Below are 18,519 nucleotides of genomic sequence, written 5' to 3'. Positions count from 1 at the left end.
GACCGGGGGGCTCAGCGCGCGGCGGGGTGCGCCGGCTTGCCCTCGGGATTCGCCGGCTTGCCCTCCGGGTTCGCCGGCTTCGGCATCACCTCGCAGGAGCTGATGGACGTCCGGGTGGACACCGACTTCACCGTGCAGGTGTCCTTTCCGACGCCGGCGTCCACCGATCCCCAGTGCTCTCCGACGATGAGGAGCGCACCGTCGGGGCCGCTGATCCTGTCGTCGCCGGGGCCCGCCTGGATGAGCCCGCCGGACTCGGGGCCGAGCGCCTTCGCCTCGATGACGTCCGCCTCGCTGCCGCCGAGGACGCGGCCGGAGAAGTCGATCGTGCCGACCTTGATGGTGTCGGCGCCGTCGTTCCCGGTGACGATGCCGCCGCCCCGGTTGAACTTGCCGGGGGCGCCGGTGACCGAGCCGGTGGTGATCTTGTCGTCACCGCCGTCGCCGTGGACGACCGCACCGCGCGTCGCGCCGTCGCCGGAGACGGTGGCCACCTTGATGACGTCGTTGCCCATGTTGCCCCGGACCATGCTGGAGGCGTTCTGGGGCACGAGGTGCTTGGCGCGGATGACGTCGTCGCCCTCACCGCCCATCACGGCCGAGTCGATGACCAGGCCGCGCACCTCGATCATGTCGTTGCCGTCGCCGCCCCACACGGTGACGTTCTCCAGGTCGCTGTCGCAGAAGATGTGGTCGTCGCCCTTGGTGCCCTTCACCAGGTCGCCGGGCGGAGCGGAGACCCCGTTCACCCAGCACTGGTGCATGGGCACCCGGACCGCGCGCGGCGCGGACGCCTCGGCGGGCGCGCCGGCGAGCGAGGCCGCCGCGGCGCCGGCGAGCAGCGCGGTGATCGCGGCGGGGCCGCGCAGGGCCCGTGGGCGCTTGCGGGAACGGGAGGGTGGCGTGACGGACATACGGTTCTCCTCTGCTGGGGCGTGCTGGGGCGATGCGGTGCGGGCGGTATCCGTACGGGCACGCGGTGCTCGCGCCCGTACGGGGTGGTGGCCGACGCTCAGGCGGCGGGCGTACGGGCCGGACGGAACGGCGGCGAGTAGCCCACGATGCGACGGGTGCCGAGGCTCGGCTCGGGCGAGACCGGGGCGTTCGTCCACCGTCCGAGGCACATCTCGGCGGTGATGCCGGGGCCGAACCCGGCGAGGATGCCCCTCGCGCCCTCGGCCTGCCCGCCCTCGTCGAAGAGCCGGCGGACGGCGTCCAGGACGACGGCGCTGGCGATGTTGCCGTACTCCGTCAGCGTGGCGCGGCTGAAGCGGAAGGCCTCCGGGGGCACCTCCAGGAAGCGGCTCAGGTCGTCGAGGATGCGGGGGCCACCCGCGTGGATGATGTAGAAGTCCAGCTCCCCGGCGTCCCACCCGTGCGCTCCCGCGACCTCGCGGAGCGCGGGGGCCAGCGGTTCCATCGTCCCGGGCACCCGCTTGTCGAGCAGGAAGTGGAATCCGGTGGAGCGGACGCTGTAGGCGATCCAGTCCTCGGTGTCGGGCACGAGGTGGCAGCTGTTGCGCTCCAGGCCGATGCCGGTGCCACCCCGGCCGCGCACCACGGCGGCGGCGACGGCGTCGCCGAACAGTCCGTTGGAGAGCAGCGAGCCGACGCCGAGGTCGGTGGGCTGGTAGCAGAGCGAGCAGAACTCGCAGGCCACGATGAGGACGTTGGCGTCGGGGTACGCGGTGCAGAAGTCGTGCGCGCGGTTGATCGCCGCTCCGCCGGCGGCGCAGCCGAGCTGCGCGATGGGGACCTGACGGGTGTGGCTGGGGAAGCCCATGGTGTTGATCATCCAGGCGGTGAGCGAGGGCATCATGAAGCCCGTGCACGACACGTAGACGATCATGTCGATGTCCGCGGGACGCAGCGCCGCGTTGTCCAGCGCCTCCCGGACGACCGCCGGGACCCGGGCCTTGGCCTCCGCCTCGTAGCGGATGTTCCGTTCCTCGAAGCCCGGATGCTTCAGGGTCTCCTCGATGGGCTGGACGATGTGTCTCCTGGCCACCCCGGTGTTGCCGATCAGCCGCAGTGCCAGGGCCAGTTGGGGATGCCCCTCATGGTGTGAGCGGGCGAGGTCGAGGGTCTCCTCCATCGTGATCACGTGCTCGGGCACGGACACAGCGGGCTTGCACAAAGTCACCACGACACTCGCTCCTTCGTCTCGTTCGCGTGAACTGCGGCCCACACTCACCCGGTGATCGCCAAGCCGCAACCGCGAGCGCGACCGGATGCCTACGCAGGGTGAACGGCGGGGTGCTCCGTTCAGGGGGCTGTGGGCGCTCGGCGGGTCGCCGCCGTCCGCCGCCGGGAACAGGCACCACATGACCTCCGAGACGACCTCCGAAGCGCCCTCCGCGAGAACGGCGCCCGCCGGTACGGCCCACGAGCCCCCGGCCGCCCTGCCGCCCGTCCGTGACTGGGCCGTCGACGACCTTCCGGCCCTCGCCTTCGACCCGCTGCTCAGCGAGCTCCTCGACAAGGAGCCCGTCGCCCGCATCCGGCTGCCGTTCGCCGCGGCCAACGAGGCCTGGCTGGTGACGCGGTACGAGGACGTGCGCGCGGTGACCTCCGACCCCAGGTTCAGCCGGACGGCCCTCCTCGACCGCCAGGTCACGAAGATGACCGGGCACATGGTGGCCTCGAAGGCCGCCCTCAACTACGCCGATCCGCCGTACCACACCCAGCTGCGCAAGGCCGTCACCAAGGCCTTCACCGGGCAGAACACCAAGCGGCTCCGCCCGGCGGCCCAGGCGACCACCGACCGGCTCCTGGACGCGATGGAGGCGGCGGGCCGGCCCGCCGACCTGGTGAAGCACCTGCACGGCCCGCTGCCGATGGCGGTGGTGTGCGACCTGCTCGGCATCCCGGAGGAGGACCGCGCCGAGCTGGCCTCCTGGCCCGATCTCATCCTGTCGTCCGGGCCGGGTCCTGAGAGCAGCCGGGCGGCCAAGGCGCAGATCCACGGCTACATCACCCGGCTGCTCGACCGGCGGCTCGCCGAGCCCGGGGACGATCTGGCGGGGGTGCTCGCCGAGTCCCTCGCGGACGGCAGGATCGACGTGGACGAGGCCGTCTCGCTGGCCATGGCCGTGCTGATCAGCGGCGCCCACGCGGTACGGAACAACAGCGCCAACATGGTCTACGTCCTGCTCACCCGTCCGGAGCTCGCGGACCGGCTGCGCGCGGAGCCGGAGCTGATCCCGCAGGCCGTGGACGAGCTGCTGCGCTGGATCCCGCACCGCAACGGCGTGGGGCTGCCCCGGATCGCCACGGAGGACGTCGAGATCGGCGGGGTGCTGATCCGGGCGGGTGAGGCGGTGTACGCCTCCTACCTGGCGGCCAACCGGGACCCGGAGGTCTTCGACGACCCGCACACCCTCGACTTCGACCGGGAGGGCACCGGGCACGTGTCCTTCGGGCACGGGCCGCACCACTGCATGGGCGCGATGCTCACCCGGATGGAGTCGGAGGTGATGCTGTCGACGCTGCTGAGCCGCTATCCGGGGCTGCGGCTGGCGGACGCCCCCGAGGACGTGGTGTGGCAGTCGAAGGGGCTGATCCGCGGTCCGAAGGAGCTCTTCGTCACCTGGTGAGCCGTACGGGGCGGGCGGGGGCCGGGATCAGGCCTCCGCCCGGACCAGGCCTCCGCCCCGGCTCAGACCTCCGCCCCGGCTCAGGCCTCCGCGTGCTCGCGGTCGTACGCCTCGGTCAGCTCCCGGCAGCGCTTCACGTCGCCCGCCATCGCCAGGAGCAGGTCGTCCAGGGTGTCGAACTTGAGCATCCCGCGCACGTACTCCAGGAAGTCCACGGCAACGTGCAGCCCGTACAGGTCGAGCCCCTCGCGGTCGATGGCGTACGCCTCCACCGTCCGCTCCGTGCCGTCGAACTGCGGGTTCGTGCCGACCGAGATGGCCGCCGGCATCCGCTCGCCCGCGGCCGTCAGCCAGCCCGCGTAGACGCCGTCCGCCGGGATCGCCGTGTGCGGCAGGGTCTCGACGTTGGCCGTCGGGAAGCCGAGCTCGCGGCCGCGCTGCGCGCCGCGGACCACGATGCCCTCGACCCGGTGCGGGCGGCCGAGGACCTCGGCGGCCCCCGCCATGTCGCCCTCGGCGACCAGCCGGCGGGTGAGGGTGGAGGAGAAGGGTTCACCGCCGCCCGCCTCGCCGCAGACGTACAGGTCGATGACCTCGACCTCGTAGTCGTAGGTGGCGCCCAGCTCGGACAGGTAGGCGACGTTCCCGGCGGCCCGGTGCCCGAAGCGGAAGTTGGGGCCCTCGATGACGGCCTTCGCGTGCAGCTTGTCGACGAGCACCTTGACGATGAAGTCGGCCGGGGACAGCTGGGAGAACTCGGCGGTGAAGGGGAGCACGAGCACCGCGTCGACCCCGAGGTCGGCCATCAGCTCGGCGCGCCGGTGGTGCGGGGCGAGCAGCGGCGGATGGCTGCCGGGCCGCACGACCTCGGAGGGGTGCGGGTCGAAGGTCACGACGACGGCCGGCACGCCCAGCTCCCGGGCGCGCTCCACGGCCCGCCCGATGATCAGCTGGTGTCCGCGGTGCACCCCGTCGTAGGAGCCGATGGTGACGACGCTGCGCCCCCAGTCCTGGGGGATGTCCTCCAAGCCACGCCAGCGCTGCACTGTGACCGCTCCTCGTCCGCCTGTTCGCCGATTACGCAGGTCTAAGACTGCCATGCCCACGGCCGTCGGTTCGCATCGGCATGGAAGTGCCGTGGCGCCGCAGCGCCTGGAGGGACTCGGGGCCGAGCAGCGGGACCCAGTCGACGGGGGCCGCGACCGTCCAGCGGGCGAGCAGCACGGCGAACGCGGGCCGCGCGCGGGCGAGTCCCGCGAGGGCCGGGTCGAGCCGCCCCGCGCCTTCGGGGGTACGGGCCCACAGGGTGCCGGCCCGGAGGGTGAGCTCCCTGGTGCGCGGCTCGCTGCGGAGTTCGGCGCCCTCGGCCGCGGCCCTCAGGAGGGCCTCCAGGACGGTGAACTCGCCCGCCTCGGCCTCGTACCGCTCGTGTTCGAGGAGTACGTCGAGCAGTTCGGCCCGCAGATGGCGGGAGGCTCCGGTGCCGGGGGCGGCGAGGACGGGGGCGAGGGCGCGGCGGACCGCGGCGGGGCGGCCCCGGATCAGCCCGGCGACCAGCGGGAAGAGCACGGCCCTGGCCGCCGGGCCGTCCTCGAACCGCCGGTCGACGAAGGCGGCGGCGTGTCCCGCGCCCTCGGGGTGGCGGGCCACGTACTCGCGGACGAGCACGGCGATCCGGCGTGCGAGGGCGGGCGTGTCGACCTCGGCGAGGGCGCGCAGGGCGGCGGCCGGAGCCTCGCCCGTGCCGTGCAGCCGGGCCCGGAAGGCGGCGAGCACCGGCCCGGGGTGGGCCGCGAGGGCCTCGGCGAGCGCGTCGGCGGGCACCCGGGGCTCGGCGAGGGCGCGGGGCAGGTGGCGGGCCCTGGTGTGCGGGTCGCGGATCAGGAGGCCGAGGGCGGCACCGTGGAGGGCCTGGTCGCCCGGGCGGGCGAGCAGGGCGAGGGCGGCGTAGCGGAGGAGTTCGCGGTCGGCGGAGGTGGCGGCGCGTCCGGCGACCAGATGTCCGTACGCGGCGGCGGCGACGCGTCGCTCCGGGCGCCCGTCGTCGTGGGCCCAGCGGTCGACGGCCCGGCAGAGGGCGGCGGGCTCGTCCTCGGCGAGGGAGGCGAGAAGACCGTCGGCGAGCGGGTGGGCGGTGGCGACGAGCGCCTCGCACAGGTCGTCGACGGCGAGCGCCCGATGGGTGTGCAGCAGGGCCTGGGCGGCGTCGGCGACGGTCGCGTGCGGGGCGGAGGGGAGGGGGCGGTCGTCGCCGAACCAGCGGCAGAGGAGGGGCTGGACGCCCCGGGGGTCGGCGGCGAGCATCCCGGCGACGGCGTCGAGACTCCGCTCACCGTCGCTTTCCGCGCCTGGCGGCGGGTCTGCGGGCACGAGCCGTCGCAGCAGGTCGATCCGCTCGTCCTCACCGAGCGGGAGCCCCAGCCAGAATTCCGGCCCGAACGCGGCGAACTCGGCGTGCCGCCCGGGGCGGGCCCCGATCAGGTCGGCGAGCAGCCGCAGGGCGGGCAGATACGGCCGGGGGTCGGACAGCCGCCGCAGGGTCTCCCCGAACAGCCGGGCGGCCCACCAGGGCCCGTCACCGGCCGGCGGTCCTCCGGGGTCCGCGTCCGCGAAGCGGGCGAGGGCTTCGGCGAGGGTGGTGAGGTGCGGGGCGAGGGCCGCCGGGCCGCGTTCGCGGTGGAGCAGCAGCAGTGCCTGGAGCACGGGGCCGATGCGGTGGCGCGGGACGGGTGGCCGGCCGGCCGGCAGCGGGTCCTCGGCGGTGCGCTGCCGGGGAACCGGTGCGGCGGGAGGGGCCGAGGGGAACGTCGGGGCGACGGGGCCGAGCGGGTGGAGGGACGAGCCGGGCGGACCCGGCCGGGCCTCGCCTCCCGGCGCCGGGGAAGCGGTGCCCGCCGAGAGGAGCGTGGGGAGGGCCGCGTCCAGGTCCAGGTGGGCGGCCTGCACCCAGTCCGCGAGCTCCTCGTGGGCGAAGCGGTAGCCGCTGCCGGCGGGGACGAGCAGGCCTTCGGTGAGGACCGCGGAGGCCCAGCCGTCCCGCCAGGGGAAGAGCTGCTCGAAGGAGGTCCGGTCGAGGACGCCGTGCCCGGGGCCTAGGCACCGGCGGGCCGCCTCGTGGACCTGGCCGGTCACGCGCGCGGCCAGCCGGCGTACGGCGGTCCCCCGGGCGAGCGGCCGGGAGCCCGCGGCGATCCGGACGGCGATCCGCAGGCACATGAGGTCCAGGTAGGCGGTGAAGATCTCCTCGCGTGCCGGCCGCCCGGGTACGTGCCCCGGCAGCGCGGCCCGCACCTCGGCGAGCAGCCGCAGAGCGAGCGGGTGCCGGGCGTCGCACTCGGCGAGGTCCGTCTCCCGGAGGCCGTATCCCTCGCGTACGGCCCGCGCCTCCGTCGCGGAGTACGGCCCGAGGACGAGGGCGGCGGGCGCTGCTTCCCCAGGTCCGAGTCCCAGTCCGGGTCCGGGTCCCAGTCCGGGTCCGTGTCCCTGTCCAGTGGCCGGCCGGTGGAGCGCGCCCGGCGTGTAGAGGGCCCCGGCCAGTTCCCAGTGCTCGGGGCGGCAGGCGGTGACGAGGTGGGTGTGGTGGGCGCGGAGCCAGTCCTCGGTGGCGGTGGTCCAGTCGGCGAGCCGGTGGGCGAGGAGCGGCGGCATCTCCTCGGGGCCGTCGAGGACGACGAGGAGCGGGCGGCCCGCCTCGTGGGCGAGGGCTGCGGCCCGTTCGGGGGTGGCGGTCGTGGTGTCCCCGAGCGCACCGGAGGCGGCGACGATACGGCCCGCCTGGTGCAGGGCGCGGCCGACGGCGTCGGCGAGCGAGCGGTCCTCGGCGCGCAGGTCGGCGCCGCGCAGCCGGACGGTGGGGGCCGGGGCGGCGCCCCCGGCGCGGCGGGCGCAGAGCGCGGCGAGCGCGGTGGTGCGGCCGGTGCCGGGGGCGCCGACGAGCGCGAGGACCGGTGCGTCGCCCGCCGCGAAGCGGGTGAACTCGCGGACGCACTCGGGCCGTTCGACGGGCTCGGGCCAGGGGTCGGGCTCCCGCGCTGGTCCGGCGGAGGTCGCGGTGAGCTCCAGGATTCCGGCGAGGTTGAGGTCGGGGCCGTAGGCGGGGACGGTGGCCGCGTTGCGCCGGAGCACGGCGGTGAGGGGACCGTCGGGCCGGATGGGCACGGCGTATCCGGCGGCCTTGCGACGGCCGTGCAGAGCGGTGCCGAGGACGGCGAGGACGGTGCCGGTGGCGGTGTCGAGGACGGGGCCGCCGGCGGCCTGTCCGCTGAGGCGGAGGGCCTCGGCCCCCTCGGTGCCGATGGCGAGTTCGAGGGCCTCGGTGAGGTCGTGGCAGCGGTCGGCGGCGACGTACGTGACGGCGGCGGGGCCGAGGACACGGGCCTCGCGCCAGCCCTGGGCGGCGATCCGCACGTACGTGCCGGGGTCGATCCGGTCGCGGGTCGCGAGCGGCAGCGGGCGGACGCCGAGCCCTTCGGTGCGCACGAGCGCGAGGCCGCGCTCCGGCAGGGGGGTGACGGCCTCGGCCTCGGCGAGCCAGCTCCGGTCGCCGGGGGCGCGCAGAAGGACACGGCTGAGCCCGTCGACGGCTTCGTGGCTGGTGACGACCGTTCCGTGGTGGTCGGCGAGGAATCCGGTACCGCGCGGCCGGCCCGCCAGATCGCAGATACGTACCAGCGTCGCCAGGTCCCCGCGTCCCATGGTGTCGACGGTAGGTCGCCGGTGATCACCCGGAGGCGCACGAGGGGAAACGCGCCCCCTGGCACTCCCCCATTCACTCCGAGCGCCTCCCCGATGGGGTGATTTCGCGGTGTCCGCCGGACAGACTCCCCCGGGGGGATGGGGGGACAACGGTGGGGCGGGCACGCGCGCGTGCCCGCCCCACCGTGAAGTCCTACGGCCCGTGTCTCAGCGGCCCTTGTCCCAGCGGCCCGTGTGTCAGCCGAAGACGGCGAGGCTCTTGGCCTTGCCCCGCTGGTCCTCGACGAGTGCGAGGAGCTTCCCGTCCGGCCCGTAGACCGCGACCGGACCCGCCGGGTACGCCGGCATCTCCAGACGGACGCCGTTGAGCAGCAGCGCGGCCCGCTTCTCGTCGACCTCCCACCGGGGGAACGCCGCCGCGGCCGCGTCGGCGACCGGCATGACGGTGAGCTCCTCCTGGAGCTGGTCGAGCGTCCTCGCCGAGTCCAGCTTGTACGGGCCGACCCGGGTGCGGCGCAGCGCGGTCAGATGACCGCCCACGCCGAGCCCGGCGCCGAGGTCCCGGGCGAGCGCCCGGATGTACGTACCGGAGGAGCAGACGACGGAGACGACCAGGTCGACGACGGGAGTGCCGTCCTCGGCGGTCGCCTCGCGGACGTCGTACACCTGGAAGGAGGAGACGGTGACCGGGCGGGCCGGGATCTCGAACTCCTCGCCGCCACGCACGCGCGCGTACGACCGCTTGCCGTCGATCTTGATCGCGGAGACCTTCGACGGCACCTGCATGATGGCGCCGGTCAGCTCGGCGACGCCCGCGTCGATGCCTTCTCGGGTGACCTTCGAAGCGTCGACCGACGCCGTGATCTCGCCCTCGGCGTCATCGGTGATCGTGGTCTGGCCCAGGCGGATGGTGCCCAGGTACTCCTTCTCGGTCAGCGCGAGGTGACCGAGGAGCTTGGTGGCCCGCTCCACGCCGAGGACGAGGACGCCCGTGGCCATGGGGTCGAGGGTGCCGGCGTGGCCGACGCGGCGGGTCCTGGCGATCCCACGCATCTTGGCCACGACGTCGTGCGAGGTGAAGCCCGACGGCTTGTCGACGATGACAAGGCCGTCGGGCGTCTTTGCTGCGTTGCTCATTCGGCGGCTTCGTCCTCGCCCGGCTTCTTGTAGGGGTCGGCGTCGCCCGCGAAGGCGGCGCCCGAGGACGCCTCCCGCACCTGGGCGTCGATGGCCCGCGCCTTGTCGAGGAGGTTCTCGATGGTCTTGGCGTTCTCCGGGAGGGCGTCGGCCACGAAGGTCAGCGTCGGCGTGAACTTGGTCTGGGCGGCACGGCCCACGGCCGAACGGAGGATGCCCTTGGCACTCTCCAGGCCGGCGGCGGCGCTCGCCCGCTCCTCCTCGTCGCCGTAGACCGTGTAGAAGACCGTGGCCTCCCGCAGGTCGCCGGTGACGCGGGTGTCCGTGATGGTCACGTGCGTACCCAGGCGGGGGTCCTTGATGCCGCGCTGCAGCTTCTCGGCGACCACCTCCCGGATGAGGTCTGCCAGCTTCTTCGCCCGCGCGTTGTCGGCCACTGGTCCTTCTCCTTCTTTGCCTTGCTCAAATCAGTCTTCATCAGTGTGGAGCCTGCGGCGCACCGACAGCAGCTCCACCTCGGGGCGGGCGGCGACGAGCCGCTCGCACCGGTCCAGTACGTCGCTGAGATGTGCCGTGTCCCCCGACACCATCGCGACGCCGATCTCGACCCGCCGGTGGAGGTTCTGGCCGCTGACCTCCGCCACGCTCACCGCGAACTTCCGATGGAGCTCGGCGACGATCGGCTTGACGAGGGAGCGTTTCTCCTTCAACGAACGAACGTCGCCGAGGAGCAGATCGAAGGACAGTGTCCCCACATACATGTGTGTCCGGATGTCCCGCCGGTTCGGGTTCGGTGTTCCCGCCGACCACTCGGCGGGGACACCGGAAACCGTACACGCAACGGCCGGGGCCGATCGACGGAATACTTTCCGCCGACCGGCCCCGGCTCACTGCTGCGATGGGACGCGATCAGCCGCGCGGCTTCTCGCGCATCTCGTACGTCGCGATGACGTCGTCGATCTTGATGTCGTTGAAGTTTCCGAGGTTGATACCGCCCTCGAAGCCTTCGCGGATCTCGGTGACGTCGTCCTTGAAGCGGCGCAGACCGTGGATCGTGAGGTCCTCGGCGATGACCTTGCCGTCGCGGACCAGACGCGCCTTGGTGTTGCGCTTGACCTCGCCCGAGCGGATGAGGACACCGGCGATGTTGCCCAGCTTGGACGAGCGGAAGACCTCGCGGATCTCCGCCGTACCGAGCTCGACCTCTTCGTACTCCGGCTTGAGGAGACCCTTCAGGGCCGCCTCGATCTCCTCGATCGCCTGGTAGATGACCGAGTAGTACCGGACGTCGACGCCTTCGCGCTCCGCCATCTGCGCCGCGCGGCCCGCAGCGCGGACGTTGTAGCCGATGACGATGGCGTCGGAGCCCATGGCCAGGTCGATGTCCGACTCGGTGACCGCACCCACACCGCGGTGCAGGACACGGATGTCGACCTCTTCGCCGACGTCGAGCTGGAGCAGCGAAGCCTCGAGGGCCTCGACCGCACCGGACGCGTCGCCCTTGATGATGAGGTTGAGTTCCTGGACGAGACCGGCCTTGAGCACCTTGTCGAGGTCCTCGAGGGACACCCGGCGGACGCGCTTGGCGAAGGCGGCGTTGCGCTCACGCGCAGCGCGCTTCTCGGCGATCTGACGCGCCGTACGGTCCTCGTCGACCACCAGGAGGTTGTCGCCGGCACCCGGCACGTTGGTGAGACCGAGCACCAGGACGGGAGTCGACGGGGTCGCCTCCTCGACGTTGTTGCCCTTGTCGTCGAGCATCGCCCGGACGCGGCCGTACGCGTCGCCGACCACCACGGTGTCGCCGATGCGCAGCGTTCCGCGCTGGACCAGGACGGTCGAGACGGCACCGCGACCACGGTCGAGGTGGGACTCGATCGCAATACCCTGCGCGTCCTGGTTCGGGTTGGCCCGCAGGTCGAGCGAGGCGTCGGCGGTGAGGACGACGGCCTCGAGCAGGGAGTCGATGTGCAGACCCTGCTTGGCGGAGATGTCGACGAACATCGTGTCGCCGCCGTACTCCTCGGCCACCAGACCGAACTCGGTCAGCTGACCGCGGACCTTGGTCGGGTCCGCACCCTCGACGTCGATCTTGTTGACCGCGACGACGATCGGGACGCCGGCGGCCTTGGCGTGGTTGAGCGCCTCGATCGTCTGCGGCATGACGCCGTCGTTGGCCGCGACCACGAGGATCGCGATGTCGGTCGACTTCGCACCACGGGCACGCATGGCGGTGAACGCCTCGTGACCCGGGGTGTCGATGAAGGTGATGCGACGCTCTTCGCCGTTGACCTCGGTACCCACCTGGTAGGCACCGATGTGCTGGGTGATGCCACCGGCCTCGCCCGCGACGACGTTCGTCTTGCGGATCGCGTCGAGCAGTCGGGTCTTACCGTGGTCGACGTGACCCATGACGGTGACGACCGGCGGACGGGAGACCAGAGCCTCTTCGCCGCCCTCGTCCTCGCCGAACTCGATGTCGAAGGACTCGAGCAGCTCGCGGTCCTCCTCCTCGGGGCTGACGATCTGAACGGTGTAGTTCATCTCGTCACCGAGCATCTGCAGCGTGTCGTCGGAGACCGACTGCGTCGCCGTGACCATCTCGCCGAGGTTCATCATCACCGCGACGAGCGACGCCGGGTTGGCGCCGATCTTCTCGGCGAAGTCGGTGAGGGACGCACCGCGCGACAGGCGAATGACCTCGCCGCCACCGCGGGGAAGCATCACGCCGCCCACGGACGGGGCCTGCATGGCCTCGTACTCCTGGCGCCTCTGACGCTTCGACTTGCGACCACGACGCGCGGGACCGCCGGGACGACCGAAGGCGCCCTGCGTGCCACCACGTCCACCCGGACCGCCGGGACGGCCACCGAAGCCACCGGGACGACCGCCGAAGCCGCCGCCACCGCCGCCGGGACCACCCGGACGACCGCCGCCGCCACCACCGGGACCACCGGGACGGCCGGCGAAGCCGCCACCGCCACCGCCGGGACCGGCCGGACGACCGGTGAAGCCGGGACGACCGCCGCCGCCACCGCCGGGACCTGCCGGACGGCCGCCGGGGCCACCGGGGCCACGACCGCCAGGACCGGGACGCGGGCCGGCCGCGGGACGCTGCGGCATCATGCCCGGGTTCGGACGGTTACCGCCGGGCGCGCCGCCCGGACGGGGAGCCTGCGGGCGAGGCATGCCACCGGGGGTCGGACGGGCGCCGCCCTGACCCTGGGGACGCGGGGCGCCACCGGGGCCGCCCTGCGGACGCGGAGCGCCCGGAGCGGCGCCGGGGCCACCCTGCGGACGCGGGGCGCCGCCACCGGGACGGGGCGACTGCGGCCGCGCCATGCCGGTGGAGCCACCCGAGGTGAAGGGGTTGTTGCCGGGACGCGGACCGGCCGGACGGGCACCGCCCGGACGGGGAGCGCCCTGGCCCTGCGGACGCGGCGCGCCCTGACCCTGCGGGCGGGGAGCCTGCTGGGCCGGACGGGCCGGACGCTCGCCGGCGGGGCGGGGACCCGAGGCACCGGGGCGCTGACCGGCGGCGGGAGCCGACGGAGGCGCGGTGAACTCGGGGGCGGCCGGAGCCGGCGTGACCGGCTTCGGCGCGGGCTTCGGGCCCGGGCGGGGGCCCGAGGCGGCCGGAGCCGGAGAGGGGGTGCTGCTCGCGGGCGCGGCCGGAGTCACCGGAGTGACCGGGGCGGGCGCCGCAGGCGCGGCGGGGGCCGGCTTGGGGGCCGGGGCGCCGGGCTTCGGGGCAGCGGGACGTGCCGCGGCGGCCGGGGACGGCGCCGCGGGGGAGGGCGCCGCCTTGCGGGGCGCGCCAGGCTTGGCAGCGGTCTTGCCGGCGTTGCCGCCGGGACCCTGCAGTGCGTCAGTCAACTTGCGCACGACCGGCGCCTCGATCGTCGAGGACGCCGAACGGACGAATTCACCGAGTTCTTGGAGCTTGGCCATGACGACCTTGCTCTCCACACCGAACTCCTTGGCGAGTTCGTATACCCGGACCTTAGCCACTTTGCTCCTTTGTGAGGTCCGGTTACCGCCGGACCGTCGCTACTTCATGGGCGTACTCATCGCGTACTCATCGAGTGCTCATCGCAATCTCGACCTACTTCCAACTCGCGAGGTACCTGACCGCACGGTGTTCCGTGCCGTACTTCTTCACTGCGGTGTCGGCCGCTCGACGTGGTGACGGAGTTCCGCGGTGTCGAGCGGGCCCTGGACCCTGAAGGCCCTCGGGAACGCTCGGCGGCGGACCGCCAGGTCGAGACAGACCACGGCGGGGTGCAGGTACGCACCCCGGCCGGGCAGCGTACCGCGATGATCGGGAACGCATTCGTCCTTGCTCACCACGATCCGCAGCAGATCGCTCTTGGCCGCTCGCTCCCGGCATCCCACACAGGTTCGCTCAGGGCACGCACGGGCCTGCGTCCGGCCAGACACGATTAAGTCTACCTCCCCGTACCGACCTCACCTGTTTGGGGCAAGAATCGAACAGTCGTTGGCCAAAAACGGTCTCAGTCCTCCGGACCGCTCGGCTCCGTGTCCGGCCGGATGTCGATCCGCCAGCCGGTGAGGCGCGCGGCGAGGCGGGCGTTCTGGCCCTCCTTGCCGATGGCGAGCGACAGCTGGTAGTCCGGCACCGTCACACGGGCGGAACGGGCCGCCATGTCGACGATCTCGACCCGGGAGACCCGCGCCGGGGAGAGCGCGTTCGCCACCATCTCGGCCGGGTCGTCCGACCAGTCGACGATGTCGATCTTCTCGCCCAGCAGCTCCGCCATCACGTTCCGCACGCGGCTGCCCATCGGGCCGATGCAGGCGCCCTTGGGGTTCAGACCCGAACGGGTGGAACGGACGGCGATCTTGGTGCGGTGACCGGCCTCACGGGCGATGGCCGAGATCTCGACCGATCCGTCGGCGATCTCCGGCACCTCGAGTGCGAACAGCTTCTTCACCAGATTGGGATGCGTACGCGAAAGGGTGACGGACGGACCGCGCACACCCTTCGCCACCCGGACGACGTACGTGCGCAGCCGCAGACCGTGCGTGTAGTCCTCGCCCGGCACCTGCTCCTGCACCGGAAGAATGGCTTCCAGCTTGTCGTCGAGGCGGACCAGGACGTTCTTCGGGTCCTTGCCCTGCTGCACCACACCGGCGACGACATCGCCCTCGCGGCGCGCGTACTCGCCGAACGTCACGTCGTTCTCGGCGTCCCGCAGCCGCTGCTGGATGACCTGGCGGGCGGTGCTCGCCGCGATCCGGCCGAAGTCGGACGGGGTGTCGTCGAAGTCCTTGGGCTCCTGGCCCTCCTCCAGGTCGGAGGGGTCTTCCTTCGCCCACACCGTCACGTGCCCGGTGGCCCGGTCCAGCTCCACGCGTGCGTGGCGGCGGGCGTCGGGGGTGCGGTGGTAGGCGATGAGGAGGGCCGACTCGATCGCCTCGACCAGCAGGTCGAAGGAGATCTCCTTCTCATGCGCCAAGCCCTTGAGCAGCTTCACGTCGATGTCCACGGCTACGCCTCCTCTTCCTTCTTGTCCTTGCGGTTGAACTCGATCTCGACACGCGCCTTGACGATGTCGGCGAACCCGACCCGGCGGGCGGTGGGCTTGCGCCCCTTCACGCCCGGCACTTCGAGGTCGAGGCCGTCCGCGTCCACGGTGAGGATCCGCGCGACCAGCTCTTCGGAAGCATCGTCGACGGACAGCTGGAGCTTCACCAGCCGGCCGACGGCCCGCTCGTAGTGGCGGTGTTGCGTCAGAGGCCGGTCGGCGCCAGGAGAGCTGACTTCGAGGACGTACTCGCCCTCGCCCATCGCGTCGGTCTCGTCGAGCTTCTCCGAGATCGCGCGGCTCAGCTCGGCACAGGCGTCCAGCTCCACGCCCTCGTCCGAGTCGACGACGATCCTCAGCAGTCCGCGGCGGCCGGCCCGGGACACCTCGATCTCTTCCAGATCCAGGTCCCTCGCGTGGACGAGCGGCTCCACGAGTCCGCGCAGCCTGTCGCTCTGGGTGGTGCTCATCCGGGTGACTCCTCGGCCGCGTGTGCTGTTGTGTGTTCGTCGCGTGTCAGACCAAAGGGTATCCGGTCCGGGAGGGTGTTGCCGTCCACCGCCCCGGGCCCCGCGGGTACGCTCGCCTGCGGTGATCCGACGATCTTCGACGACATACCACGGCTGAGGAGAGAGCGTGACGACGACGGGCAGGCGCGCACTCCTGACGGCGGGGGTCTCGGCCGCCGCCACGGCGGTCCTCGCGGGCTGCACCTCGGAGGCCCCCGGTCCGCGGCGGCCCGGCGCCGCCGAACTGGAGGCCGAACGGGTGGCGCGCGCCGAGGCGGCGCTGCGGCTCCGCTCGGTGACCGCCTCCCGGACCCTGCTCGAACGGTACGACGCGACCCTCGCCGCCCACCCGGCGCTCGCGCCCCGGCTGACCCCGCTCCGGCGCTCGGTGGCGGCGCACGCGAAGGCCCTCGGGGAGGGCGGTACGACGGTGCGGCCCGCGACGGCCACGCCATCGAAGAGCGCACCCTCGAAGACCGCTTCCGCCCCCGTACCGGTCACCGGTGACCCCCTCGCGGCGCTCAAGGAGCTCGCGGCGGCCGAGCGCACGGCCGCCGACGCGCACACCGCCGCCCTGCTCACCGCGCCGCCCGAGTACGCCAGGCTGCTCGCCTCCGTGGCCGCCGCCGGCGCGGCCCACGCCTATCTGCTGACCGAAGGAGCCCGGGCATGAGCGCCCTCGAAGCGACCCAGGCCGCGCTGGCCGCCGAGCACGCGGCGGTGTACGGGTACGGGGTCGTCGGCGGCCGGATCGGAGCCGAGCGGCGGGCCGAGGCCGCGGCGGCCCACGAGGCCCACCGGGGGCGCCGTGACGCGCTGCGCAGGGCCGTCCGGGACCTCGGCGGCACGCCGGTGGTGGCGGCGGCCGCGTACGAGCTGCCGTTCGGGGTCGCGGACCCGGCCGGCGCGGTGCGGCTCGCGGCGGTACTGGAGGACCGGGTCGCCGGGGTGTACTCCGACCTGGTCCGGGCATCCGAGGGACCACGGCGGCGCGAGGCGGCCGCCGCGCTCAGGGAGGCGGCGGTACGGGCCGTCCGCTGGCGCGGCAGCGACGTAACCTTTCCTGGGCTCGCCGAGCGGGTGTGAGCCCCGCCCCGACCGAAGGAACAACGCACGTATGGCTTTCGAACCGCCGCAGCGACTGGTGAAGGCGCTCGGTGAGACGTACGGGGACGCCGCCGCGGCCGAGTGGCTCGGGAAACTGCCCGGGCTCGCCGACCAGGTGCTCGACCAGGCCTCCCTGGACGCCGAACGCGTGCTGGCGCCGGGCGGGCGGAGCAGCCTCGTCGTGCTCGTCCGGCGCTCGGACGGCTCCCCCGCCGCGCTCAAGATCGCACCCCCCTTCAGCCGGCCCGAGCGGGAGCGGGAGGCCCTCGCGCACTGGAACGGCTGGGGCGCCGCCCTGCTGCTCGACGAGGTCGGGGGGACAGGGGCGGACGCCCTCGTCCTCGAACGGCTGCACCACGAGGTCTCGCTGCGCTCGCTGCCCGAGGCGAAGGCGCTCCTGGAGGCGGCGGGGACGGTACGCAAGCTGTGGGTCGAGCCCCCGGCGGAGCACGGCTTCGAGACGGTGACCGAGCGGACGGCCCGGCAGGCGGAGGCGATGCGCCCGCACCTGTCCGACGCGGCGACCGGCGAGCTGACGGCGGCGGCGCTCGCGGCGCGTGAGGAGCTGGTGGCGGGCGAGGCGGAGACGCTGCTGCTGCACGGGAACTTCCGGCAGGGCAAGGTCCTCGCCGGGGACCGGGCGCCCTGGCTGGCCGTCGGGCCCGAGCCGCTGGTCGGCGAGCGGGCGTACGACCTGGCCCGGCTCGTACGGGACCGGGTCGAGGACCTGGTGGCCGCGTCCTCGGGCGCCTCGGCGGCCCGGCGGCGGGTCAACAAGCTGGCGGACTCGCTGGACCTGGACCGGGAGCGGCTGCACGGCTGGACCCTGTTCCGCGCGGTGGAATCGGGCACGCGGGCGCTGGCGGCGGGGCGGCGGCAGGATGCCGAGCTGCTTCTCGAGTTCGCGAGCTGGCTGTAGGGGAATACCCTTTTTGTACCGTTCGCCGGTCCGCGGCGTTCGGCGGCTCGATTCCCAGGGGGCCGTGATGATCGAAGAGCTGCTGATGGCGGCGGCCGGCGCGGCCGCGGCGGTCGCGGTGTACACGGGCGCGGCGGCCCGGGTCGTGAAGCAGTACGAGCGTGGCGTCGTCTTCCGCTTCGGCCGACTGCGCAACGACGTCCGCGCGCCCGGCTTCACCATGATCGTTCCGGGCGTGGACCGCCTGCACAAGGTGAACATGCAGATCGTCACGATGCCCGTGCCCGCGCAGGAGGGCATCACCCGGGACAACGTGACCGTCCGGGTGGACGCGGTGGTCTACTTCAAGGTCGTCGACGCCGCGGAGGCGCTCGTCAGGGTCGAGGACTACAAGTTCGCGGTCTCGCAGATGGCGCAGACCTCGCTGCGGTCCATCATCGGCAAGAGCGACCTCGACGACCTGCTGTCGAACCGGGAGAAGCTCAACCAGGGGCTCGAACTGATGCTGGACTCCCCCGCGATCGGCTGGGGCGTGCAGATCGACCGGGTCGAGATCAAGGACGTGTCGCTGCCGGAGACGATGAAGCGCTCCATGGCCCGGCAGGCGGAGGCGGACCGGGAGCGGCGGGCGCGGGTGATCAACGCGGACGCGGAGCTCCAGGCGTCGAAGAAGCTGTCGGAGGCGGCGCAGGTCATGTCCGCGCAGCCGGCGGCGCTCCAGCTGCGGCTGCTGCAGACGGTGATGGCCGTGTCGGCCGAGAAGAACTCGACGCTGGTGCTGCCGATCCCGGTGGAGCTGCTGAGGTTCCTGGAACGGGCGACGCCCGGGTCCCCGGGGGCCTCCGCGGGGCACGCCGAGACGATGACGCACATGCCGCCGGTACCGCCGGTGCCCCCACGCACGGACGCGTACCTGGCGGGACGGGCCGACGCGGCGGACGCGATCGAGGACCTGACGGGGACGTCGGTGGAACCGGCGCCGCGGGAGGACGCCGGCTGAGGCCCCC

16 protein-coding genes are annotated in these 18,519 nt (G+C 73.3%); 5 read left to right on the top strand and 11 right to left on the bottom strand.

The genetic code is table 11. The features are described 5' to 3' along the window. Positions 1-11: 11 nt before the first annotated feature. Positions 12-914: a hypothetical protein gene (locus ACIA8N_RS10335; protein WP_365786871.1), complete on the bottom strand. Its 903-nt coding sequence runs from the start codon at positions 912-914 to the stop codon at positions 12-14. A 98-nt stretch (positions 915-1,012) separates the two neighbouring features. Next, on the bottom strand, positions 1,013-2,146 hold the full coding sequence (locus tag ACIA8N_RS10330; RefSeq protein WP_399416064.1) for a type III polyketide synthase: 1,134 nt from the start codon (positions 2,144-2,146) through the stop codon (positions 1,013-1,015). Positions 2,147-2,324: 178 nt separating this feature from the next. Between ACIA8N_RS10330 and ACIA8N_RS10325 the strand changes: the two genes are divergently transcribed. Next, positions 2,325-3,596: a cytochrome P450 gene (locus ACIA8N_RS10325; RefSeq protein WP_365786867.1), complete on the top strand. Its 1,272-nt coding sequence runs from the start codon at positions 2,325-2,327 to the stop codon at positions 3,594-3,596. 80 nt (positions 3,597-3,676) lie between these two features. On the opposite strand, the gene ACIA8N_RS10320 is transcribed toward ACIA8N_RS10325, so the two are convergent. The 9 genes from ACIA8N_RS10320 to rimP form a co-directional block, all read right to left on the bottom strand. After that, complete coding sequence (locus ACIA8N_RS10320) at positions 3,677-4,642, bottom strand: bifunctional riboflavin kinase/FAD synthetase (protein WP_365786864.1); 966 nt, start codon at positions 4,640-4,642, stop codon at positions 3,677-3,679. Between the two features lie 31 nt (positions 4,643-4,673). After that, positions 4,674-8,291 carry a trypsin-like peptidase domain-containing protein gene (locus tag ACIA8N_RS10315; protein WP_365786862.1) on the bottom strand — a complete coding sequence of 1,206 codons (3,618 nt, stop codon included), beginning with the start codon at positions 8,289-8,291 and terminating at the stop codon, positions 4,674-4,676. A gap of 237 nt (positions 8,292-8,528) precedes the next feature. Then, a complete protein-coding gene (truB, locus tag ACIA8N_RS10310) occupies positions 8,529-9,428 on the bottom strand; it encodes a tRNA pseudouridine(55) synthase TruB (protein WP_365780543.1) in 900 nt (299 codons plus the stop codon). Further along, on the bottom strand, positions 9,425-9,865 hold the full coding sequence (rbfA, locus tag ACIA8N_RS10305) for a 30S ribosome-binding factor RbfA (RefSeq protein ID WP_365780542.1): 441 nt from the start codon (positions 9,863-9,865) through the stop codon (positions 9,425-9,427). Before rbfA ends, truB begins: the two co-directional genes overlap by 4 nt. Positions 9,866-9,895: 30 nt before the next feature. Beyond that, positions 9,896-10,189, bottom strand: a complete 294-nt coding sequence (locus tag ACIA8N_RS10300; RefSeq protein WP_030206595.1) for a DUF503 domain-containing protein — start codon at positions 10,187-10,189, stop codon at positions 9,896-9,898. A gap of 148 nt (positions 10,190-10,337) precedes the next feature. Continuing rightward, entirely contained in the window at positions 10,338-13,439 is a 3,102-nt protein-coding gene (gene infB, locus ACIA8N_RS10295) for a translation initiation factor IF-2 (RefSeq protein WP_365780541.1), read from the bottom strand. A gap of 147 nt (positions 13,440-13,586) precedes the next feature. Beyond that, complete coding sequence (locus ACIA8N_RS10290) at positions 13,587-13,868, bottom strand: YlxR family protein (RefSeq protein WP_078623400.1); 282 nt, start codon at positions 13,866-13,868, stop codon at positions 13,587-13,589. 74 nt (positions 13,869-13,942) lie between these two features. Beyond that, on the bottom strand, positions 13,943-14,938 hold the full coding sequence (nusA, locus tag ACIA8N_RS10285; protein WP_030206586.1) for a transcription termination factor NusA: 996 nt from the start codon (positions 14,936-14,938) through the stop codon (positions 13,943-13,945). A gap of 2 nt (positions 14,939-14,940) precedes the next feature. Then, the gene (rimP, locus tag ACIA8N_RS10280; protein WP_365780540.1) at positions 14,941-15,447 is read right to left on the bottom strand and encodes a ribosome maturation factor RimP; all 507 of its coding nucleotides are present in this window, start codon (positions 15,445-15,447) and stop codon (positions 14,941-14,943) included. Between the two features lie 166 nt (positions 15,448-15,613). Between rimP and ACIA8N_RS10275 the strand changes: the two genes are divergently transcribed. The 4 genes from ACIA8N_RS10275 to ACIA8N_RS10260 all read left to right on the top strand — a co-directional run bounded on the left by ACIA8N_RS10275 (position 15,614) and on the right by ACIA8N_RS10260 (position 18,512). Beyond that, complete coding sequence (locus ACIA8N_RS10275; RefSeq protein WP_365780539.1) at positions 15,614-16,159, top strand: hypothetical protein; 546 nt, start codon at positions 15,614-15,616, stop codon at positions 16,157-16,159. Then, a complete protein-coding gene (locus ACIA8N_RS10270; protein ID WP_365780538.1) occupies positions 16,156-16,572 on the top strand; it encodes a ferritin-like domain-containing protein in 417 nt (138 codons plus the stop codon). Before ACIA8N_RS10275 ends, ACIA8N_RS10270 begins: the two co-directional genes overlap by 4 nt. Positions 16,573-16,603: 31 nt before the next feature. Continuing rightward, positions 16,604-17,512, top strand: coding sequence for an aminoglycoside phosphotransferase family protein (locus ACIA8N_RS10265; RefSeq protein ID WP_365780537.1), 909 nt, complete (start codon positions 16,604-16,606; stop codon positions 17,510-17,512). A gap of 67 nt (positions 17,513-17,579) precedes the next feature. Beyond that, positions 17,580-18,512 (top strand): slipin family protein, encoded by a 933-nt coding sequence (locus tag ACIA8N_RS10260; RefSeq protein ID WP_365780536.1) that lies wholly within the window; start codon positions 17,580-17,582, stop codon positions 18,510-18,512. Positions 18,513-18,519 lie beyond the last annotated feature (7 nt).

Origin of the sequence: Streptomyces sp. NPDC051822 (assembly GCF_044452745.1) — a bacterium.
Taxonomy (GTDB): Bacteria; Actinomycetota; Actinomycetes; order Streptomycetales; family Streptomycetaceae; genus Streptomyces.
This window is presented reverse-complemented; position numbering and strand designations above follow the sequence as displayed.